Genomic DNA, 17,517 nt, shown 5'->3' on the forward strand with positions numbered 1-17,517 from the left:
ACTTTAGGGGGCCGGAATGAAGAAAGCGTCGCGCAGCGACAGGGCCATGCTTGCAGCAGGCCTGGTGCTTCTGGCTATGGGAACGGTCTCGGTAGCCGTGAACCTCCCGTATCTGCCCGACGGCGGCGGTTGGGACGCCGGCGTGCCCTGGGTCGCTGCGGGATGCGGCGTCGTAGGTTTTGCCTGCGGCCTGTGGTGCCTGGCCCAGTTTTGGCGCACCTCGGAGGTCACCGGCCTGGTGCTGCGAAGCGGCGGCGGCCTTACGTTCGGCGTGATCATGCTGGGTGTTTGCATCGCCTTGCTGCTGGCGGGCCTGACCGTTTCCCAGCCATCCGTGAGTACCGGTCTGCCGTCGCTGATCGCCTTCAACTTCATCCGCAGCCTGTTCACGCCCCGCCGGGACGTTACCCCGCCCCCTCAGCCAACCGCCGGGCAGCGCGGTAACACCGGCAGGTAACCGGCTCCCGCTCCTCCTATGGGGCGGGCGCGAAGTGGTCCTGGGATTGTGCACTGGCCTCAGCGGTCACTGGTTTCCCGAAGAAGCCGGCAAGCACAAAGGCCATGGCAAGCGCCCCGCCCGCGAATGCCGTCCGCTCGATTTTCGTCATACGCCGGCGGAGCAGCGCAACGCCGGCGGCGGTGTTGGCTGCGCTCCACGCGACGTTGGCTGCAGGGGAAGACGGGGCACGGCCTGGCGGGTTGGAAAACGGCGACGGGAACTCCCGGCCCTGAACGCCGCTAACACCGTGTGGAATGGCATTGACCAGAAAAACACCGGCTGCAAGGCTTGAAATCACGCGGGCGGCTGACATATTGCTCCTCAAGACGTTGGTGCTCGGCACTGTACCCGATGCTCCCCGGCCGTCACCGCGGCACCTGCTTCTAGGCACTCCCCACGGCAAGACGCCGGGCAGCGCGGACATAGCGGCGGGTGATCAGTTCCTGGGTCCGCCGGCTCACCGGATTGCCCAGCGCCATGAACCAGTTGGCCGGCCGGCTGTAGGCAGCCACCCGGAAGAACAGCCGCCCGTCCGCTGTGAGTTCCGCGTAGAAGCCTTCTTCCCCGGCCACGGGATGGCCGTGCAGCGTGCCGTAGCCGAACCCGGCCCGCTGGCCGGGAACCGGAACGCCGCCGTCGAGCATCGGTTCAGCACTCCAGAGCACCCGGCACGGTGCCTGCCAGCGCAGCGGACCCAACCCCACCCCGGAGGCCATCTCCACACCGGCCGCCGCCCGCGGCGTCGATGCGGCAACCCGCAGCCCGCTGCCCCGGTGCAGGTCCCAGCCGAGCACGCCGTCCGCCAGCCGCAGGAAAGCAGCGGCGGGCTCCGGCACGTCAATCAGTTCGGACCGCAGCACCAGCCGGTAACCCTCCGGCCATCCGCCCTCCAGGGGCCGGGGATACGGCCGCTCCGTGAACCCGGCGTCCGGGTAGGTCAGCGGGCGGTTGCTCACCCTTCCGCCAATCCTTTCCAGGCCAGTGACTCGCGGTCCCGGCGCGGCAGCGAGGCCACCACCAGGTCATAGGAGTCCTCCACCAGATTCCGCACCAGTTCTTCCTCGAGCTCGCCGGTGAGATCCAGCTGGTTCCAGTGCGTCTTATTCATGTGCCACGCGCCGGTGATTTCGGGGTGGGCCGCGCGCAGCTGCAACGCCAGTTCGGGTTCGCATTTGAGGCTGACCAGGAGCGGATCCGCCTCCAGCGTGCTCATGGCAAACATCTTGGCAGGCCGGGCCGGACCGCCGGCGCGCACCTTGAACACCGAGGTTTCCGGGCCAAAGGGAAAGTCTTCGTATGATCCGGTCAGGGACAGGCAGTACTGCCTCAGCGATGCGGCGTCCATAAACCGACCTTAGCCCGGCGTAGGTCCGGGTGCATCACAGATGGCAGGATGGAAGGGGATCACTAAGCATACGAAGAATTTCACCGGCGGTTCACTGCCGCCTGCGACCCTTGGAGGACCGATTGGCTACGGATCGTAAACACGGGAGCTCGGGCAGGGTTGCCCGGACAGCGGAACGGGCAGCGGATTCGAAGGCCTTCGAACGTGCTGCCCGCATGGGATACGTTGCCAGCGGCGTACTCCATGCCCTGATCGGCTTCATTGCCCTCCAGATTGCCGGCGGAGGCGGAGGCGACGCCGATTCCTCCGGCGCGGTGGCAGCCCTGGCGGACCAGCCGGGCGGCATCTTCCTGATCTGGGCCTGCTTCCTCGGCTGCCTGGCCCTGTCCCTTTTCCAGGCCACGCGCGTGTTCCTGGATACGGGCGAAGACCGCAAGGAAGTCTGGAAGAAGCGGGCCACGGATGCCGGATCGGCTGTAGTCTACGGCGCCATTGGCATCAGCTTCGGGGTATTCGCCCTCGGTGGTTCCAGCGACAGTGAGCAGAGCCAGGTCACCTGGACAGCCCGCATCCTGAGCCAGCCGGCAGGACAGGTGCTGGTTGGCCTGACGGGTGCGGTGATCGCCGGGATCGGTGTCTACTTCATCTACAAAGGCGCAACCCGCAAGTTCCGCAAGGACCTTGGTCCCATACCGGCACGGACCTGGCAGCGTACGGCAACAGCCACCGGTGTAGCCGGATTCGTGGCCAAGGGCATCTCGCTGCTGATTCTTGGCGGACTGGTAGTAGCCGCGGCCGTGACCGCGGACCCCGAGAAGTCCACCGGACTCGACGGCGCCCTGCGCACCCTGCATGAGGCGCCTTTGGGCTGGCTGGCGCTGGGCGCCGTCGGAGTGGGACTGGTACTTTACGGGCTCTATATGGCCCTGATCCGGGCCCGGTTCGGCAAGCTCTAGGCCTGCCACCAGGAGTCGAGTTCCTCCAGCGGATCCGCGTCCCACGGGGTGGGCAGCACACCGCCCATGTAGCCGGCGAACCATTCCCGGACCTCCGGTGACTGGTAGGCCTCCTGCAGGACCTTCGCCTTCTCGGAGTCGGCGAATTCCGCGGTGCCGGCCACGACGCAGCGGAACGGAACCTGGTCTGCTTCAGCCTCGAAGGCCAGCGCGTCATCCGGGGACAGCCCGATTTCGGCGGCCAGCCGCACGAACAGCACACCGGCGTCCACATCCGGCAGCGTCTTGGAGAGGGACTGCTGGTCCACTTCCACGAATTCGAAGTTCTTCGGGTTGGCGGTGATGCTCTCCTGCGAGGTGTGGATGACGCCTACCCCGTCCTTGAGTTCCAGCAGGCCCGCATCGCGCAGCAGCACCAGCCCGCGGCCGTTGTTGGCGGGGTCCACCGGCAGCGCGATCCGTGCGCCGTCGGGCAGTTCCTGCAGGGACTTCCACCGCTCTGACCAGATGCCCGCCGGCGAACCGTAAACGTAGAACAGCGGCTGCACCTCAAGCTTCTGGTCCACGTTGAACTGCTGCAGGTAGGCCCCGTGCTGGAAGTAGTTGGCATCGAACTCGCCGTTGGAGACGGCGAGGTTGGGCTGGATGATGTCCGTGACGTAGGTGGCCTCCAGCGTCCAGCCCTTGGCCTTGAGCAGTTCGGCGGCAATCTTGGTGGGTTCCTGGTACGGAGCGGATTCGGTGGCAATGATCTTGATGGTCTTGTCCCCGGAGGCTGCCGCACCCCCGGTCAGGCCGCAGCCGGTAGCGGCGGTCAGCGAGGCAGCACCTGCGCCGGCGAGTGCGAGTTTGAGGAAGTTCCTGCGTTCCATGGTGTTTCCTTTGAAAGAGTGCGAGTGGTTTAGCGGTAGGCGGAGGGAACCGGTTCGGTTCCGGTGAGGAAGTACCGGCCGAGTTCGTTGTATTTCCAGGCAACGGGGTCGTGCAGGGTGTGGGTGCGGACGTCCCGCCAGTACCGGTCGAACCCGTATTTGCTGGCCGCCGCCCGCGCGCCGGTGACGTCGAAGATCCGCGCCGTGACGTCAAGCGACACCTCGTGGGCGGTGACCTTCGCGGCGGCGATCTGCTCGGCCACGCCGGCGCGGTCGGCGGCAGTCAGCGCGTCCCCGGCGTCGAAGGCCCACTGCAGTGCGGTGGTGGCCTGGTCGACGGCGGCGGCCAGCGCCTGGAGCCGGGCCGCGAAGGATCCGTAGTGGTTCTGGATAAACGGATCGTCCGACGCCGATTCCACCTCGGCGTGGAACCACGGCCTTGCGCTGGAGAGCGTGTAGTCCCGGGCCGCGAGCACGGCGCCCTCCGCGGCGGCGAGGTACACGTGGGCGAAGAGCAGCTGGAAGGCGGGGGTGGTGAGCACCTGGTGCGGGCGGCGTTCGCCGTCGTGGGTTCCCAGGTTGGTGATCACCTCGGCGTCGGGCACAAACACATTCCGGAACTCGATGGTGTTGGTGGCGGTGAGGCGGGAGCCCAGGACGTCCCAGTCATCGTGGCGCACCACGCCGTCGGAGGCGGTGTCGATGATCAGCGCCAGCCGGTCACCGCCGTCGAGCACTGCCCGGGCGTAGATCTTCTCTGCGACCCGGCTGCCGGTGGCGAACGGTTTCCTGCCGGTGACCAGGTAGCCGCCCTCGGTGCGGACGGCGGTGGCCTGGGGGCCCTGGGGAGTGCCGGTGGAGGACCAGAGCCACTGGCGGACCAGGCACTGCTCCGCCAGGTCCTGCCCGCGTTCCGGATCGAGGTCGATGTAGGGGAAGGCCTGGAAAATGTAGTGGTAGCCCAGCAGCTGTCCAATCGAGTTGTCCGCGCGGGCTACCCGCTGCACGATTTCGAAGGCGGTGCTCCAGTTGATTCCGGCGCCGCCGTAGCGGGCGGGAATGGTGAGCGGCAGCAGCCCGGACCGGCGCAGGATCTCCAGTTCCGTGAACGGCGGCTTGTTGGCGGCGTCGCGCTCGAGGGCATCCGCGCCGAGGATCGCCGCGACCTCGTCTGCGACGTCGAACCAGCGCTGCGCCTCTGCTGGCACCGTGTGTCCGTATCGGGTGAGCAGGCTGGCAGTCATCGGGTAGCTCCTGGGGTTGCAAGGGTATTTTCGGGGGTGAAGGCGCCGCGGAACTGCGAAGCCCGGTGCCGTTCGTTCAGCAGCGGACCTGCGCCAAAGAGTTTCTCGCGCAGTGTCCCGGGGGCGTATTCGCTCTGTGCCAGGCCGCGGCGGCGCAGCTCAGGCAGCACACCGTCGATGAAGTCGGTGTAGGAGCCGGGCAGGATGGCGTTGATGATGTTGATGCCGTCCACCCCCGCGTCCTGCCAGCGTTCAAGTTCATCGGCGATCTGTTCCGGGGTGCCGGTGACCTGCTGGGCCTCGGTGCGGTAGCGGGCAACGTCGGCCAGGGTGGGATTGCCGCCCGGGGTGGAGTCGATGATCGCCTGCAGTACTCCCCGGCCCCCTTCGGTCTGTACGTCCCCCAGCGGGGTGTCCAGGTCCAGGCCGCCGAGGTCGATGCCCAGGCCGCCGCCGATGTGCGCGATCACGGCATCCAGGTCCAGGAATTCGTCCTGCTCGGCCTTTTTCCGCTGTGCTTCGGCTTCGGTGCCGCCCACCACGAAGGACAGGCCGGTGAAGACCTTGATGTCGTCGGGCCGCCGCCCGGCTTCTGCGGCGCGTGCCCGGACTCCCGCGGAGACCTTGGCCGCGTGGGCGTGGTTGGGGGCGAAGATGAACGTCGCCTCGGCGTTGGCTGCAGCGAACTGCTGCCCCCGCCCGGAACTTCCGGCCTGGAAGAGCACGGGCGTGCGCTGCGGGGAAGGTGAGCTCAGGTGCGGTCCGTCGATCGAGTACCGTTCGCCGCGGTGGTGGATCTTGTGGACTTTGTCCGGATCCGCGTGAATGCCGCTGGTTTTGTCCTGGACCAGGGCGCCGTCGTCCCAGGACCCTTCCCAGAGCTTGTACACGGCGTCGGTGTATTCGTCCGCCCAGTCGTAGCGGCGGTCGTGTTCCGTGAGGCCGTCGCCGCCGAAGTTGCGGTGCGCGTTCTCCAGCACGGAGGTGACGATGTTCCAGCCGGCACGGCCACCGGAGAGATGGTCAAGGGTGGAGAGCTGCCGCGCGAACTGGAACGGATGGCTCTGCACCACGGACGACGTCGCAGCCAGGCCGATATCCCTGGTGGCACCTGAGAGTGCGGCGAGCAGAAGCAGCGGATCGTTGGCCGGCACCTGCAGGCCGCGGCGCACGTGGGATGACCAGCCGCCGTCGTGGTTCCCGTACAGGCCCACGACGTCGGCAAAGAACAGGGCGTCGAACTTCGCCGCTTCGAGCTGCCGGGCAAGGTCTGTCCAGAAGGACAGCTCGTTGAAGCGGTGCTGCTCGGCATCGGGGTGGCGCCACTGGCCGCCGCGGATGTGGCTGGTGGTGTTCATCAGGAAGGCGTTCAGCAGAAGGCGCGGACGCCCGCCGGGAAAACGGGTACTGGGAATGCTCATGGAAGTAACTTTCGGTAGGAGCGGGAAGGCTAGAGGCGCTTGTCGGCGCGGCGGGAGAGCCAGGAGCCGCCCAGCTGCACGGCCTGGACCAGCAGGACCATCAGCACAATGGCAGTGAGCATCAGCCCGGTCTCGTAGCGGTAGTAGCCGTAGCGGATGGCAAAGTCGCCGATTCCCCCGCCGCCCACCAGGCCGGCCATGGCGGAGTAGGAGATGAAGCTGACCGTCATGATGGTCACCGAGCTGATCAGGGCCGGACGGGCTTCAACCAGCAGCACGTCCCGCACAATCTGCCCGCGGGTGGCGCCCATGGAGCGGGCCGCTTCCACTACCCCGCCGCCGAGCGCGGTGATGTTCTGCTCCACGAACCGGGCAAAGTACGGGATGGCGTTGATGGTCAGCGGCACGATAACGGCTGCGGTGCCGATGGTTGTTCCCACCACGAAGCGGGTGAACGGGATGATCGCGATCAGCAGGATCAGGAACGGAAAGGAACGCACCAGATTCACCAGTGAGTCCAGGACGCGGTGCAGCCGCGGTTTGTGCCCCAGCCCGTCCGGCCCAAGGGAGTAGAGCAGCACACCCAGCGGGGTGCCGATCAGCACCGCCAGCGGAATCGCGACCAGCAGCATGGTGCCGGTCTGGCCCAGTGCGGCGAGCAGTTCCGGCCAGACTTCGGCAATTCGCTCAAGCAACGCGGACTCCTTCCCGGCCGGCAGCCCGGTCCAGGGTGATTTCGTCGGAGATCAGGTACCGGCCGATTGCGGTGGCTGGCGTGAACCCGGGCCGGGCCAGCTCCGCGAGCGCGAACTGTTCCACCACCCGGCCTTCCTCCATCACGGCCACGTTGTCCGCAATCGCCTTGATGACGTTCATTTCATGGGTCACCACCACGATCGTGATGCCGAACCGTGCGTTGACGTCGCTGAGGTACTGCAGCACGGAGGCGGTGGTCCGCGGGTCGACGGCGGAGGTCGGTTCGTCGCAGAGCAGCACCTTGGGCCGCGTGGCCAGGGCACGGGCGATTGCAACTCGCTGCTTCTGTCCGCCGGAGAGCTTGGCCGGATAGGTCCCCGCCTTCTCCGAGAGGTCGACGACGGCGAGCGCCTCCAGTGCGCGGGCGCGGCGTTCGGCGGCGTTCTTCACTCCGGCGAACTTGAGCGAGAGCTCCACGTTCTGCGCCGCGGTCCGGTTGTTCAGGAGGTTGAAGTGCTGGAAGATCATGCCGATCTCATGCCTGGCCGCCCGAAGCTCGGCATCACCCAAGCCGGTCAGGTCCGTTCCATCCACCAGTACACGGCCGGACGTTGGGCGTTCCAGCAGGTTGATGTTGCGCAGCAGGGTGGATTTACCGGCACCGGAGAACCCGATGATGCCCTGGATGCTTCCCTTGGGGATGGACAGGGTGACGTTGTCCACTGCCGTGAAGGCCGATTCACCGCCCCCAAAGACGGTAGAGACGTTTTCGATCCGGATCATGCTGTCCTCCTGCGGTCTGAGCCCGGGAAGAGGTGCACGCCTCCGCAGGCTCACGCAGCCGTGCGGAAGGCACGGGGCAGCGGACCGCAAAGAGCAGGTGCTTCTCCATCGGTCCTGGCGGTAGCACCCTTCTTCAGCGGAAAGCCCGCGGAAGGGGGTTGCTGCGGCGTCACGGAGCCAGGTCTCTCAGCCGCTCTGGATGGTTACGGGACTATCTAAACCGCCCAGGCACCGGCGGGGCCAGAAGATTTCCCCGTGCGGCCGAATGCGTCGGTGCGTAACGCGCCGCGGCGTCACAATCCGTTTTGTTACGTCCGTGGGGGTCCCTGCCCCAACCCACGCGCCACCCGCGCAGACGCACGGGCGTTCTGCGGCGCGGGAGCACTGATTCTCCTGGGAATCCGCGAGGATGGGAACGTGAGATCTACGGAACGCCCCGCCCTTTCGCCCTCGCTTGGGCCGGCCGAATTCCGCCGCTGGTACTGGCTAAAGGAAGAGCTGCAGGCGTTCGCGCGCACGCAGGAGATATCCGCTGCCGGTTCAAAGGAGCAGCTGGCAGAACGCATCGCCGCATTCCTGGCGGGCACACCGCTTCCTCCCCCGGCCGGCAGGCCTCACATGTCCCGGCAGCGGCTCGTACCGCCGCTGACCATCCACACCGTGATTCCGGCGGGACATCCGTGCAGCCAGGTGCTGCGGGAGTTCTTCGTCCACGCCCTCGGGCCCGGGTTCCGGTTCGATGCGCCGATGCGGGAGTTCTTTGCCGCCAATGACGGGACCGCGACCCTGGCCGCAGCCCTGGACCACTGGCACGCCACCCGGGATACTGCTGCGCGGCCGATCAGCCCGCAGTTCGAACTCAACCGCTTCTCCAGGGACTGGCATGCAGCACATCCCGGCGGCAGCCGCGATCAGATGATTCAGGCCTGGAAAGCGTACCGGGCGCTGCCCGTGGACCAGCGGATCCAGGACAGCGTCTGATGTTCCGTCGCTAGAGTCCAAACCTTCCGGCCTCGATGACCGGGCAGGTGTTCATGACGACGTCGAGCCCTGCGTTTGCGGCGCGCTTCGCGGCGTCTTCATCGACCACGCCCAGCTGCAGCCACACGGCCTTGGCGCCGATTGAAATGGCCTGGTCCACGATGTTTCCCACCTTGGCCGAATTCACGAAGCAATCCACAACGTCCACCTGGCCGGGGATGTCCGCCAGCTTGCTGTAGCCCTGCTGGCCGTGGACGGCCTGCCCGGAAAGGTTCACGGGGATGATCTCCATGCCCAGGGAATCCCGGACAAACCGTGAAACACCGACGGCGGGACGGGCCGGATTGTTCGAAAGGCCCACTACCGCCCAGCGGCCCTTGGCCGTGAGCAGCCGGGTAATGACCTCGGGATCATTGAGGTGCACCATGCGGTCTCTCCTTTGAGTCTCTGCAGGGCTCCCACCCTACGCTCAGGGTACAAACGCGGCAGACTGCGGACCTATTCCAGGAAAGCGTCGACGGCGGCGGCCAGGGTCTGGTCATCCAGCCCGTGCCAGCTGCCCTCCAGCAGCTGGAATGACCCCTCGGGCAGCAGCTCGGCAGTCTCACGCGCCCATTCGCGCAGCCGGTCATCACTTCCGGAACTCGCCAGCACCAGCACCGGCACGCGGATTCCGGTCAGGGACCGCACGTCGGTTTCCAGCAGCAGGGTCAGGTCATAGGAGATGGTGTGAGCCGCCGGCTCAAACGGAGCCGGGTCCGAGGCCTCGATGATCTCCGCCGGCACTCCGATGGACTCCTGGAACAGCCGAACGGCTCCTGCCCGGTCACCTGCCGCAACCAGCTCATCCAGCTCAGGGCGGATGTCCGGATCTTCGTCAGTGTCCCCGGTGAGCGGAGGTTCCACGGCGATGACGCTGGAGATGACCGCGGACTCCGAGGCAGCCCGGAGCGCGAGGACGGCGCCGGAGGAGGTTCCCAGCAGATCGGCCGTGCCGCCGGCGGTTTCCACCACGGCCAGCAGGTCGTCCACCTCGGATTCCGGGGTGTACTCCTCCCCGTCCCCGCTCTCGCCCTTGCCTCGGCGGTCATACGTGTAGACGGTGTGGCCTGCGGCCAGCAGTTCGGCAACACCTGCCATCCCCGAGGTGGTCCGGTCCATCATGACGGGATCCACCACCACCAGCGGAGGCCCTTCCCCCCGGCGCTGCCACGCAATAGGCGTTCCGTCGGCGGAAAGCACACGTCCTGAAGCTTCGGCTGATGGATCCATGGGGTTCTCCTTACCTGGAGGCTGGGGGTCCCTCAACGGTAGGAGCGCCAGGGGAGGCGGTCAATGGCCCGCCACGGCTCACAGCTCGGCCGCCCCCCGCCGTCAGGACCTCCGTGACGTCCGCCGTCCCCTGCCCGTAGTCGAAGATGGCGGTGGCAGCGTGCGGCTTGCACACGGCCCTTTCCGCACTGGAGGCAGGTGGGATACCGGCACCTGCACCGTCATCTCGCCTCGGGCACGCGCCCGCTTGGAGGTGACGTTCAGGCTGACCAGACGGGCGTCCCCTTGTTCATCGTGATGACGAGGGAAATACGTCAAGCTCCTAGCCGGTGACGGCGGGGGCCAGGCGGAACTTCGCCCCGCGGTGGTCTGCGGGGAGCTTATCCCCTGCTCCGAAGAGCTTCTGCCGCAGCGTTCCCGGCGCGTATTCCGTGGGGTACGCGCCACGCTTCTGCAGTTCCGGCACCACAAACTCAACCACGTCCTCAAAGGTGCCGGGAGTGACGGCATAGGCCAGGTTGAAACCGTCGACGTCGGTTTCCTCCACCCAGCGGATCAGCTCCTCTGCGACCTCCGCGCCGGAGCCCACCAGACGGGGACCAAGTCCGCCGATTCCGGCACTCGCGGCAATGTCGCGCACCGTCCACGGCTCGCCGTCGTCGTTCACCTTCTGGAAGTTCGCCGCAGCTGACTGGATGGCGTTGGACTTCACGGCGCCCAGCGGCTCGTCGAGGTTGTAGGTGGAGAGGTCAACGCCCATCCAGCCGGACAGCAGTGCAAGGGCGCCTTCGTCGCTGGTGTAGCGCTGGTAGTCCTGGTGCTTGGCTTCGGCTTCCTCGGCGGTGGCGGCAGTGATGATGGTCAGCAGGGTATAAATCCGAACTGAGTGCCGGTCCCGGCCGGCGGCCTCAGCGGCGTCGCGGATCCTGGTGACGGTTGCTTTCAGCTTTTCCGGCGTGGGAGCACCCACAAACACGGCTTCGGCGTTTTCGGCTGCGAAGGCGATGCCCCGCGGCGAGGCACCGGCCTGGTAGATCACCGGGGTGCGCTGCGGGGAGGGCTCGGAGATGTGGATGCCGGGGACCTTGAAGTACTTGCCCTCGTGGTTGATGTCGTGGACCTTGGCCGGGTCGGTGAACACGCCGGTTTCCTTGTCGCGGACGACGGCATCGTCTTCCCAGGAGCCTTCGAGCAGCTTGTAGACCACTTCGAGGTATTCGTCGGCGTGGTTGTAGCGCTCGTCGTGCTCCAGCTGGTCTTCGGCGCCCATGTTCCGCGCCGCGGAGGGAAGGTAGCCGGTCACAACGTTCCAGCCCACCCGTCCCTCGGTGAGGTGGTCCAGGGTAGAGAGCCGGCGCGCGAACGGGTACGGGTGCTCGTAGGCCGTGCCTGCAGTGACGCCGAAGCCGAGATGTTCGGTTACCAGGGCCATGGCGGAGACCAGCAGCAGCGGATCGTTGACCGGCACCTGGGTGCCCTGGCGCAGGGTTGCCTCGTTGGACGAACCGTAGACGTCGTAGGTGCCGAGTACATCCGCGATGAAGATGCCGTCGAACAGGCCGCGTTCGCAGGTCTGCGCCAGGTGCGTCCAGTAACTGAGCTTGGTGTAGTCGGCGGAGCGGTCTTCCGGGTGGCGCCAGAGTCCGGGTGACTGGTGGCCCACGCAGTTCATGTCGAAGGCGTTGAAGCGAATGTGGCGGGCGGGCGTGGTGGCCATGAGGGTCCTTTGCATGCGGGACGCCGCGCAGGGGCGCCGTACTTGCCGCCGGCGGTCTTGCCGGTCGACCGGATCGTCATCTGGGGCACCCCGCTACGGGAGAGGGTTGCCGCCCAACCAGCCAGAGCTTCGCGTTGGGACTCATGATCCTGCGGGTTCAGTATGCGCCGGGCCCCGGGGGTGCACGCAAGCCCCGCCTGTCACGGGGCGTAACGGCCGCCGTCGTGCTCCCCCGCCCAGGCACCCAGCCACCCCTCCCCGAACCATCGAGATGACAGAAACTGCCCGTTTCAGCGCTGTAACGTGCAGTTTCTGCTATCTCGATGGAAAGGGAGCGGGATTCGAAATGTTACGCCGGGACTTGCCGGAAACGGACTCTTGGGCGTTTAGTTGGGTCTTGACCATCCCGAGCGGCTGAGAGACCTGGATCAGTGAAGCCGCAGCAACCCTGGTCGGAGTGCTTCCTCCTTGAGGCACTGCGATAGCGAGGTGGACGTCGCAGGAGGCCGCTAACCCGGCCCAGGACGTTTTCCGTAGGGTGCTACTGCCAGGACCGATGGAGTGTTCACATGACTGCAGTACTTTCCTCCGGCTCCCATGCCGTCTCCGCTGCCCCGCGCACCGCGCCTGACACTGCCCTGTCCGTGACGTTCGACGGCGTTGGCCGCAGCTTCGGCTCCGGTGCAGATGCCCACGTGGTGCTTCGGGACATCAACTTCGAAGTGCGCCCCGGGGAAGTCCTGGCGATCCTCGGGTCCAGCGGCTGCGGCAAGTCCACCCTGCTGCGCGCCACCGCAGGGCTCGACGCCGCTTCCACCGGTCAGGTGCTGATCGACGGGACCGCAGTGCGCGGCATCGACGACCGCTGCGCCGTCGCCTTCCAGGAACCCCGGCTGCTGCCCTGGCAGACCCTGCAGGCCAACGTTGCCATCGGCTTGCCCAAGGGTGTCAGCGCCAGCGAAGGCAAGGCCAAGGTTTCCGAGCTGCTCAAGCTGGTGGAGCTGGACAGCTTCGCCAAGCACCAGCCCCGCGCAGTGTCCGGCGGCATGGCCCAGCGTGCTTCGCTGGCCCGTGCGCTGGCCCGCAAACCCGGCGTCCTGCTGCTGGATGAGCCTTTCGGCGCCCTCGATGCCCTGACCCGTTTGAAGATGCAGGACCTGCTGCTGGACGTGCACCGCGCGGCTCCGGCAACCGTCCTGCTTGTCACGCACGACGTCGATGAAGCCCTGCAGCTCGCCGACCGGATCATCGTGCTGGGCCGCGAACCGGGCAAACCCGGCGCCACCATCACCCAAACCATCACCGTGCCCGGCGCCCGGCCGCGGGACCGTGCCTCGGCCGAGCTTGCCCGAATGCGCGGCGAGCTCCTGGCGAGCCTCGGCGTCGACCGCCACTAAGGCCCGTTTTCCCCTGCCCCCGGTGTCCTGCGGGGCGAATCCGCAGTCCCTCTGTGCCTGCACCCGTGCTTTCCCTGAATTTTTCCGCACCACCCGTCTCGAAGGAATCCCCATGAACAGCCGTTCCAGCTTCTCCCGCCGCCCGCCCCGCTTCTCCCGCCGCCCGCTCACCGCACTGGCAGCCACCGCCGCCGCCCTCACGCTGGCCCTGACCGGCTGCGTGGCCGGAGAGGATTCCTCCGGTGCGGCCGCCAATGACGCAGCCGACGGCGGCACCCTGAACATCGACTTCGCCACGTACAACCCGCTCAGCCTGGTCATCAAGGACCAGGGCTGGCTCGAAGCAACCCTTGAAGAGCAGGGTGTGGAGGTCAACTGGGTGCAGTCCGCCGGGTCGAACAAAGCCAATGAGGCGCTGCGTGCCGGTGCGATCGACGTCGGCTCCACCGCCGGTTCGGCAGCCCTGCTGGCCCGCTCCAACGGTTCGCCGATCAAGACCATCAGCATCTACTCGCAGCCGGAATGGGCGGGACTGCTGGTCTCCCCCGATTCGGATATCACCTCGGTAGCTGATCTGGCCGGCAAGTCCGTAGCCGCCACCAAGGGCACCGATCCGTACTTCTTCCTGGTTCAGGCACTGGAAGAGGCCGGCCTGAGCACCTCAGACGTCACGGTCGAGAACCTGCAGCACGCCGACGGCCGCACCGCCCTCGAGAACGGTTCGGTGGACGCCTGGTCCGGACTGGATCCGATCATGGCCGGAGCCGAGCACGCCGGCGCCGAGTTCCTCTACCGGAACCTGGACTTCAACACCTACGGTTTCCTGAACGCCACTGAGTCCTTCCTCGAGGAAAAGCCGGAACTGGCCCAGACCGTGGTGGACGCCTACGAAAAGGCCCGCGCCTGGGCCGCGGAGAACCCCGAGGAAACTGCGCAGATCCTCGCCGACGTCGCAGGCCTGGACCTTGAGGTGGCCCGCACCGTGATCCTGGAACGCAGCAACCTCGACGTCGACGCCGCCCCGGGCGACGCGCAGCGCAAGGTCCTGGAAAAGGTTGGTCCAGTCTTCGTCGAAACCGGCGACGTCGCCAACCAGAAGGCGATCGACGACGCCGTGGCCTCCCTGCTCGATGACACCTTCGTGCAGAAGGCCAACGCGGAAACCATCAAGGACTCCTAATGAGCACCAATCCTTCTCCTGCCGCTGCACCCGCAGCGGCAGGCCCGTTCGGACCTTCCGCAGCGCCGGCACCTGTCCGGAAGACCAGCTCCGGCGGCTTCCTGTCCCGGACCTGGGCGCGCGTGGCCCTGGGCCTGGTGGTTCCCGTCCTGCTGCTGGGCCTCTGGCAGCTGGTCTCCGTGCTCGGCGTCTTCAGCGCCGTGCAGCTGCCCTCTCCGGGCGCGGTGCTGACCTCGGCTGCGGACCTGATTGAGCGCGGCGAGCTGGGCACGCACATTGCCATCTCCACTCAGCGGGTGCTGACCGGCTTCGCGCTCGGCGCGGCCCTGGGCCTGGTCCTGGGCGCCCTGCTGGGCCTGTCCAAGCTGGCGGACGTACTGCTGGGCCCGCTGTTCGGTGCGGTACGCGCCGTTCCCTCCCTGGCCCTGGTTCCGCTGCTGATCCTCTGGATGGGTATCGGTGAGGATTCAAAGGTCACGCTGATCACCATCGGCGCGTTTTTCCCGGTCTTCACCACCGTGTCCCTCGCCCTGCGCCATGTGGACAAGAACCTCGTCGAAGCGGCCCGTGCCTTCGGCCTGAACGGGATCAGGCTGCTCACCACGGTGCAGCTGCCTGCCGTCGTACCCGCCGTGTTCTCCGGCCTGCGGCTCGCCCTGGCACAGTCTTGGCTGTTCCTGGTGGCTGCGGAACTGATCGCGTCCTCCATGGGGCTGGGCTTCCTGCTCACGGACTCCCAGAACAACGGCCGCACCGACCGGATGTTCCTGGCGATCGTGCTGCTGGCAGTTATCGGCAAAACAACGGATGCCCTGCTGGGTGTCGCAGAGAAGTGGGCAGTGAAGAAGTGGGCGTAAGCACAGCACTCCAACCAGCAGCCGAACCGGAGTTCGCCACCGAGGCTGAGCGCATCGCGTTCTGGGAGGACGCCGCCCGGCGCCTGCAGTGGGAACAGCCGTGGCACGCCGCCCACACCTTCCGCCCTCCGCAGCGGCTCAGCGGCCCGGAGGTTCCGGAAGCCGACGCCGAATACTCCGTCCCGGAAATCGAGTGGTTCGCCGGCGGAAAGCTCAACGTCGCCGTGAACTGCGTGGACCGCCATGTGGCGGCCGGCCGCGGGGACAAAGTGGCGCTGCACGCCGAGGGCGAGCCCGGCGACCGGCGCAGCATCACCTACGCGCAGCTGCAGAAGGAAGTCTCCAAGGCAGCCAACGCCCTGCTGGCACTGGGCATCGAAAAAGGCGACCGGGTGGTCATCTACCTGCCCGTCATCGCCGAAACCATCATCATCACCCTGGCCTGCGCCCGGATCGGCGCCATCCACTCACTGGTCTTCGGCGGCTTCTCCGCCGAGGCCCTGAAGTTCCGGGTGGAAAACACCCGCGCCAAGCTGCTGGTCACCACCGACGGCCAGTTCCGCCGCGGCGCAGCCGTTCCGGTCAAGGACAACGCGGACGAGGCGGTTTCCGGGGACAACGCGATCGAACATGTGCTGGTCATCCGGCGCACCGGCTGCGACATTGCTTGGACCGAAGGCCGGGACATCTGGTGGCATGACACCGTGGACACCGCCTCCGACATCCACGAACCCGAGGCCTTCGACGCCGAGACGCCGCTGTTCATCATGTACACCTCCGGCACCACCGGAAAGCCCAAGGGCCTGGTGCACACCATGGGCGGTTACCTCACCCAGGCGTCCTGGAGCTACGAGTTCCTCTTCGCCAACCCGGACGAATCCGCCCGGGATGCGGACGTCCACTGGTGCACCGCGGACCTGGCGTGGGTCACCGCGCACACCTATGAGATGTACGGGCCGCTCTCCAACGGCGTCACCCAGGTGATCTTTGAAGGCACCCCGAACACCCCGCATCCGGGCCGGCACTTCGAAATCATCGAACGCTACAAGGTGACCAGCTACTACACAGCCCCCACCCTGGTCCGGTCCCTGATGGGCTGGTTCCCCGACGGCGTCCCGGACACCTGGGACCTGTCCTCCATCCGGCTGCTGGGCACCGTGGGCGAAGCCGTGAACCCGGAAGTCTGGCGCTGGATGCGGGAGAACATCGGCCGAGGCGAAGTTCCCGTAATCGACACCTGGTGGCAGTCCGAAACCGGCGCCACCATCCTCTCCCCGCGCCAGACGGACACCGTCTTCAAGCCCGGCTGCGCCTCCCGCGCCCTGCCCGGCGTTTCCACCCGGATCGTCGACGAGCACGGCGCCGATGTGCCCCCGAACGTCCAGGGCTTTATTGTGGTGGATAAGACCGGGCCGTCCATGGCGCGCACCTGCTGGGGCGACCCGCAGCGCTACCTCTCCTCCTACTGGCGGCAGTACGCGCAGCAGGGCTGGTTCCTGGCCGGGGACGGAGCCCGCTATGACGACGACGGCGACACCTGGATCCTGGGGCGGGTGGACGACGTCCTGAATGTCTCCGGACACCGGCTCTCCACAATCGAGATCGAGTCCGCGCTGGTCTCCCATCCTTGGGTGGTCGAAGCCGGGGTCTGCCCGGTGGCCGATCCGAAGACCGGGCACGCCATCGCCGCGTTCGTGGTCCTCACCGAGACCGCGTCGCAGGACGCAGAAACCGTTACCGCGCAGCTGCGGGCCCATGTGGCGAAGGAGATCGGACCGATTGCCAAGCCCGCCGCCGTCGTCGCGGTTCCGGACGTGCCCAAGACCCGCTCCGGCAAGATCATGCGGCGCCTGCTCACCCAGCTGTTCGAGGGCACCACGCTCGGGGACACCACCAGCCTGCAGAACGAACCCTGCATTCCCGCGATCCATGCCGTGTGCGAAGCGCGCCGGACCGGGGCCGGGAACTAATGCGCAGTGCTGTGAACCCTGGCCAGGGTCACCCGGTCCAGTTCCACCGCTCCGCCCATGGCACGGTGCAGGCGCAGGAACTCCACGGGGGAGACCTCCAGGAACGAGGTGTCGTTCTTCTCCGGCAGCAGTTCGGGATGCCCGCCGTCCATCATCTCGGTGAACATCTGCTCCGCGGCGACGCGGGTCATCGGCTCGGTGGGAGTGATCTTGTGGTTCGCGGACGCCAGTTTGTAGCCGGTTTCAACCACGATCACGTACTCGTCCATGCCCGCTCCCAGGATTGCCCCGCTGCAACTGTCCTCAACATTGTTGGTATCCAGCACC

19 protein-coding genes and 2 riboswitches are annotated in these 17,517 nt (G+C 66.9%); of the genes, 7 read left to right on the plus strand and 12 right to left on the minus strand.

Annotated elements, in window-relative coordinates; genetic code table 11:
- Positions 1-16: 16 nt before the first annotated feature.
- The gene (locus tag ABFX29_RS03225; RefSeq protein ID WP_152224786.1) at positions 17-457 is read left to right on the plus strand and encodes a hypothetical protein; all 441 of its coding nucleotides are present in this window, start codon (positions 17-19) and stop codon (positions 455-457) included.
- A 16-nt stretch (positions 458-473) separates the two neighbouring features.
- Here the strand turns inward: ABFX29_RS03225 and ABFX29_RS03230 are convergent, their stop codons facing one another.
- The 3 genes from ABFX29_RS03230 to ABFX29_RS03240 all read right to left on the minus strand — a co-directional run bounded on the left by ABFX29_RS03230 (position 474) and on the right by ABFX29_RS03240 (position 1,844).
- The gene (locus tag ABFX29_RS03230; protein ID WP_152224788.1) at positions 474-812 is read right to left on the minus strand and encodes a chalcone isomerase family protein; all 339 of its coding nucleotides are present in this window, start codon (positions 810-812) and stop codon (positions 474-476) included.
- Positions 813-882: 70 nt separating this feature from the next.
- Positions 883-1,455: a DUF1990 domain-containing protein gene (locus ABFX29_RS03235; protein ID WP_246167166.1), complete on the minus strand. Its 573-nt coding sequence runs from the start codon at positions 1,453-1,455 to the stop codon at positions 883-885.
- Complete coding sequence (locus ABFX29_RS03240; RefSeq protein WP_152224793.1) at positions 1,452-1,844, minus strand: MmcQ/YjbR family DNA-binding protein; 393 nt, start codon at positions 1,842-1,844, stop codon at positions 1,452-1,454. Before ABFX29_RS03240 ends, ABFX29_RS03235 begins: the two co-directional genes overlap by 4 nt.
- A 122-nt stretch (positions 1,845-1,966) precedes the next feature.
- Between ABFX29_RS03240 and ABFX29_RS03245 the strand changes: the two genes are divergently transcribed.
- Positions 1,967-2,800, plus strand: a complete 834-nt coding sequence (locus ABFX29_RS03245; RefSeq protein WP_246167168.1) for a DUF1206 domain-containing protein — start codon at positions 1,967-1,969, stop codon at positions 2,798-2,800.
- Here the strand turns inward: ABFX29_RS03245 and ABFX29_RS03250 are convergent.
- The 5 genes from ABFX29_RS03250 to ABFX29_RS03270 are packed head-to-tail and all read right to left on the minus strand — an operon-like array spanning position 2,797 to position 7,816.
- Positions 2,797-3,672: a MetQ/NlpA family ABC transporter substrate-binding protein gene (locus tag ABFX29_RS03250; RefSeq protein ID WP_152224795.1), complete on the minus strand. Its 876-nt coding sequence runs from the start codon at positions 3,670-3,672 to the stop codon at positions 2,797-2,799. The two genes, ABFX29_RS03245 and ABFX29_RS03250, sit on opposite strands and share 4 nt — an antisense overlap.
- 29 nt (positions 3,673-3,701) lie before the next feature.
- Positions 3,702-4,916, minus strand: coding sequence for an acyl-CoA dehydrogenase family protein (locus ABFX29_RS03255; protein ID WP_346038476.1), 1,215 nt, complete (start codon positions 4,914-4,916; stop codon positions 3,702-3,704).
- A complete protein-coding gene (locus tag ABFX29_RS03260) occupies positions 4,913-6,337 on the minus strand; it encodes an NtaA/DmoA family FMN-dependent monooxygenase (protein WP_152224799.1) in 1,425 nt (474 codons plus the stop codon). Before ABFX29_RS03260 ends, ABFX29_RS03255 begins: the two co-directional genes overlap by 4 nt.
- Positions 6,338-6,366: 29 nt before the next feature.
- Complete coding sequence (locus ABFX29_RS03265) at positions 6,367-7,032, minus strand: methionine ABC transporter permease (RefSeq protein WP_055240613.1); 666 nt, start codon at positions 7,030-7,032, stop codon at positions 6,367-6,369.
- Entirely contained in the window at positions 7,025-7,816 is a 792-nt protein-coding gene (locus ABFX29_RS03270; RefSeq protein WP_152224801.1) for a methionine ABC transporter ATP-binding protein, read from the minus strand. Before ABFX29_RS03270 ends, ABFX29_RS03265 begins: the two co-directional genes overlap by 8 nt.
- 102 nt (positions 7,817-7,918) lie before the next feature.
- A riboswitch (SAM riboswitch) is annotated at positions 7,919-8,022 on the minus strand.
- Positions 8,023-8,233: 211 nt separating this feature from the next.
- Between ABFX29_RS03270 and ABFX29_RS03275 the strand changes: the two genes are divergently transcribed.
- Positions 8,234-8,797, plus strand: coding sequence for a hypothetical protein (locus ABFX29_RS03275; protein WP_211372306.1), 564 nt, complete (start codon positions 8,234-8,236; stop codon positions 8,795-8,797).
- Positions 8,798-8,807: 10 nt separating this feature from the next.
- On the opposite strand, the gene ABFX29_RS03280 is transcribed toward ABFX29_RS03275, so the two are convergent.
- The 3 genes from ABFX29_RS03280 to ABFX29_RS03290 all read right to left on the minus strand — a co-directional run bounded on the left by ABFX29_RS03280 (position 8,808) and on the right by ABFX29_RS03290 (position 11,786).
- Positions 8,808-9,224: a CoA-binding protein gene (locus ABFX29_RS03280; RefSeq protein ID WP_152224803.1), complete on the minus strand. Its 417-nt coding sequence runs from the start codon at positions 9,222-9,224 to the stop codon at positions 8,808-8,810.
- A gap of 71 nt (positions 9,225-9,295) precedes the next feature.
- Entirely contained in the window at positions 9,296-10,069 is a 774-nt protein-coding gene (locus tag ABFX29_RS03285) for an alpha/beta fold hydrolase (RefSeq protein ID WP_152224805.1), read from the minus strand.
- A gap of 322 nt (positions 10,070-10,391) precedes the next feature.
- Positions 10,392-11,786, minus strand: a complete 1,395-nt coding sequence (locus tag ABFX29_RS03290; protein WP_152224807.1) for an LLM class flavin-dependent oxidoreductase — start codon at positions 11,784-11,786, stop codon at positions 10,392-10,394.
- A gap of 33 nt (positions 11,787-11,819) precedes the next feature.
- Positions 11,820-11,935: riboswitch (SAM riboswitch) on the minus strand.
- A gap of 420 nt (positions 11,936-12,355) precedes the next feature.
- Here ABFX29_RS03290 and ABFX29_RS03295 point away from each other — a divergent pair.
- The 4 genes from ABFX29_RS03295 (at position 12,356) to acs (ending at position 17,190) form a co-directional block, all read left to right on the plus strand.
- Positions 12,356-13,183, plus strand: coding sequence for an ABC transporter ATP-binding protein (locus tag ABFX29_RS03295; RefSeq protein ID WP_152224809.1), 828 nt, complete (start codon positions 12,356-12,358; stop codon positions 13,181-13,183).
- Positions 13,184-13,295: 112 nt separating this feature from the next.
- On the plus strand, positions 13,296-14,363 hold the full coding sequence (locus ABFX29_RS03300) for an aliphatic sulfonate ABC transporter substrate-binding protein (protein WP_152224811.1): 1,068 nt from the start codon (positions 13,296-13,298) through the stop codon (positions 14,361-14,363).
- Complete coding sequence (locus ABFX29_RS03305; protein ID WP_152224813.1) at positions 14,363-15,220, plus strand: ABC transporter permease; 858 nt, start codon at positions 14,363-14,365, stop codon at positions 15,218-15,220. Before ABFX29_RS03300 ends, ABFX29_RS03305 begins: the two co-directional genes overlap by 1 nt.
- Complete coding sequence (gene acs / locus ABFX29_RS03310) at positions 15,211-17,190, plus strand: acetate--CoA ligase (RefSeq protein ID WP_246167170.1); 1,980 nt, start codon at positions 15,211-15,213, stop codon at positions 17,188-17,190. The genes ABFX29_RS03305 and acs overlap by 10 nt, the downstream gene beginning before the upstream one ends.
- Here acs and ABFX29_RS03315 read toward each other — a convergent pair.
- On the minus strand, positions 17,187-17,516 hold the full coding sequence (locus tag ABFX29_RS03315; protein WP_152224817.1) for a hypothetical protein: 330 nt from the start codon (positions 17,514-17,516) through the stop codon (positions 17,187-17,189). The two genes, acs and ABFX29_RS03315, sit on opposite strands and share 4 nt — an antisense overlap.
- Position 17,517: the final 1 nt, after the last annotated feature.

Origin of the sequence: Arthrobacter gandavensis (assembly GCF_039528575.1) — a bacterium.
Classification (GTDB): Bacteria; Actinomycetota; Actinomycetes; order Actinomycetales; family Micrococcaceae; genus Arthrobacter_B; species Arthrobacter_B citreus_B.

Excerpts from the sequence above, each read along its gene's own strand:
- ABFX29_RS03300 (WP_152224811.1), top strand. The coding sequence starts at position 13,296 with ATGAACAGCCGTTCCAGCTTCTCCCGCCGCCCGCCCCGCTTCTCCCGC.
- ABFX29_RS03230 (WP_152224788.1), bottom strand. The coding sequence starts at position 812 with ATGTCAGCCGCCCGCGTGATTTCAAGCCTTGCAGCCGGTGTTTTTCTG.
- ABFX29_RS03270 (WP_152224801.1), bottom strand. The coding sequence starts at position 7,816 with ATGATCCGGATCGAAAACGTCTCTACCGTCTTTGGGGGCGGTGAATCG.
- ABFX29_RS03260 (WP_152224799.1), bottom strand. The coding sequence starts at position 6,337 with ATGAGCATTCCCAGTACCCGTTTTCCCGGCGGGCGTCCGCGCCTTCTG.
- ABFX29_RS03305 (WP_152224813.1), top strand. The coding sequence starts at position 14,363 with ATGAGCACCAATCCTTCTCCTGCCGCTGCACCCGCAGCGGCAGGCCCG.
- ABFX29_RS03290 (WP_152224807.1), bottom strand. The coding sequence starts at position 11,786 with ATGGCCACCACGCCCGCCCGCCACATTCGCTTCAACGCCTTCGACATG.
- ABFX29_RS03295 (WP_152224809.1), top strand. The coding sequence starts at position 12,356 with ATGACTGCAGTACTTTCCTCCGGCTCCCATGCCGTCTCCGCTGCCCCG.
- ABFX29_RS03225 (WP_152224786.1), top strand. The coding sequence starts at position 17 with ATGAAGAAAGCGTCGCGCAGCGACAGGGCCATGCTTGCAGCAGGCCTG.
- ABFX29_RS03250 (WP_152224795.1), bottom strand. The coding sequence starts at position 3,672 with ATGGAACGCAGGAACTTCCTCAAACTCGCACTCGCCGGCGCAGGTGCT.
- ABFX29_RS03240 (WP_152224793.1), bottom strand. The coding sequence starts at position 1,844 with ATGGACGCCGCATCGCTGAGGCAGTACTGCCTGTCCCTGACCGGATCA.
- ABFX29_RS03255 (WP_346038476.1), bottom strand. The coding sequence starts at position 4,916 with ATGACTGCCAGCCTGCTCACCCGATACGGACACACGGTGCCAGCAGAG.
- ABFX29_RS03285 (WP_152224805.1), bottom strand. The coding sequence starts at position 10,069 with ATGGATCCATCAGCCGAAGCTTCAGGACGTGTGCTTTCCGCCGACGGA.
- ABFX29_RS03280 (WP_152224803.1), bottom strand. The coding sequence starts at position 9,224 with ATGGTGCACCTCAATGATCCCGAGGTCATTACCCGGCTGCTCACGGCC.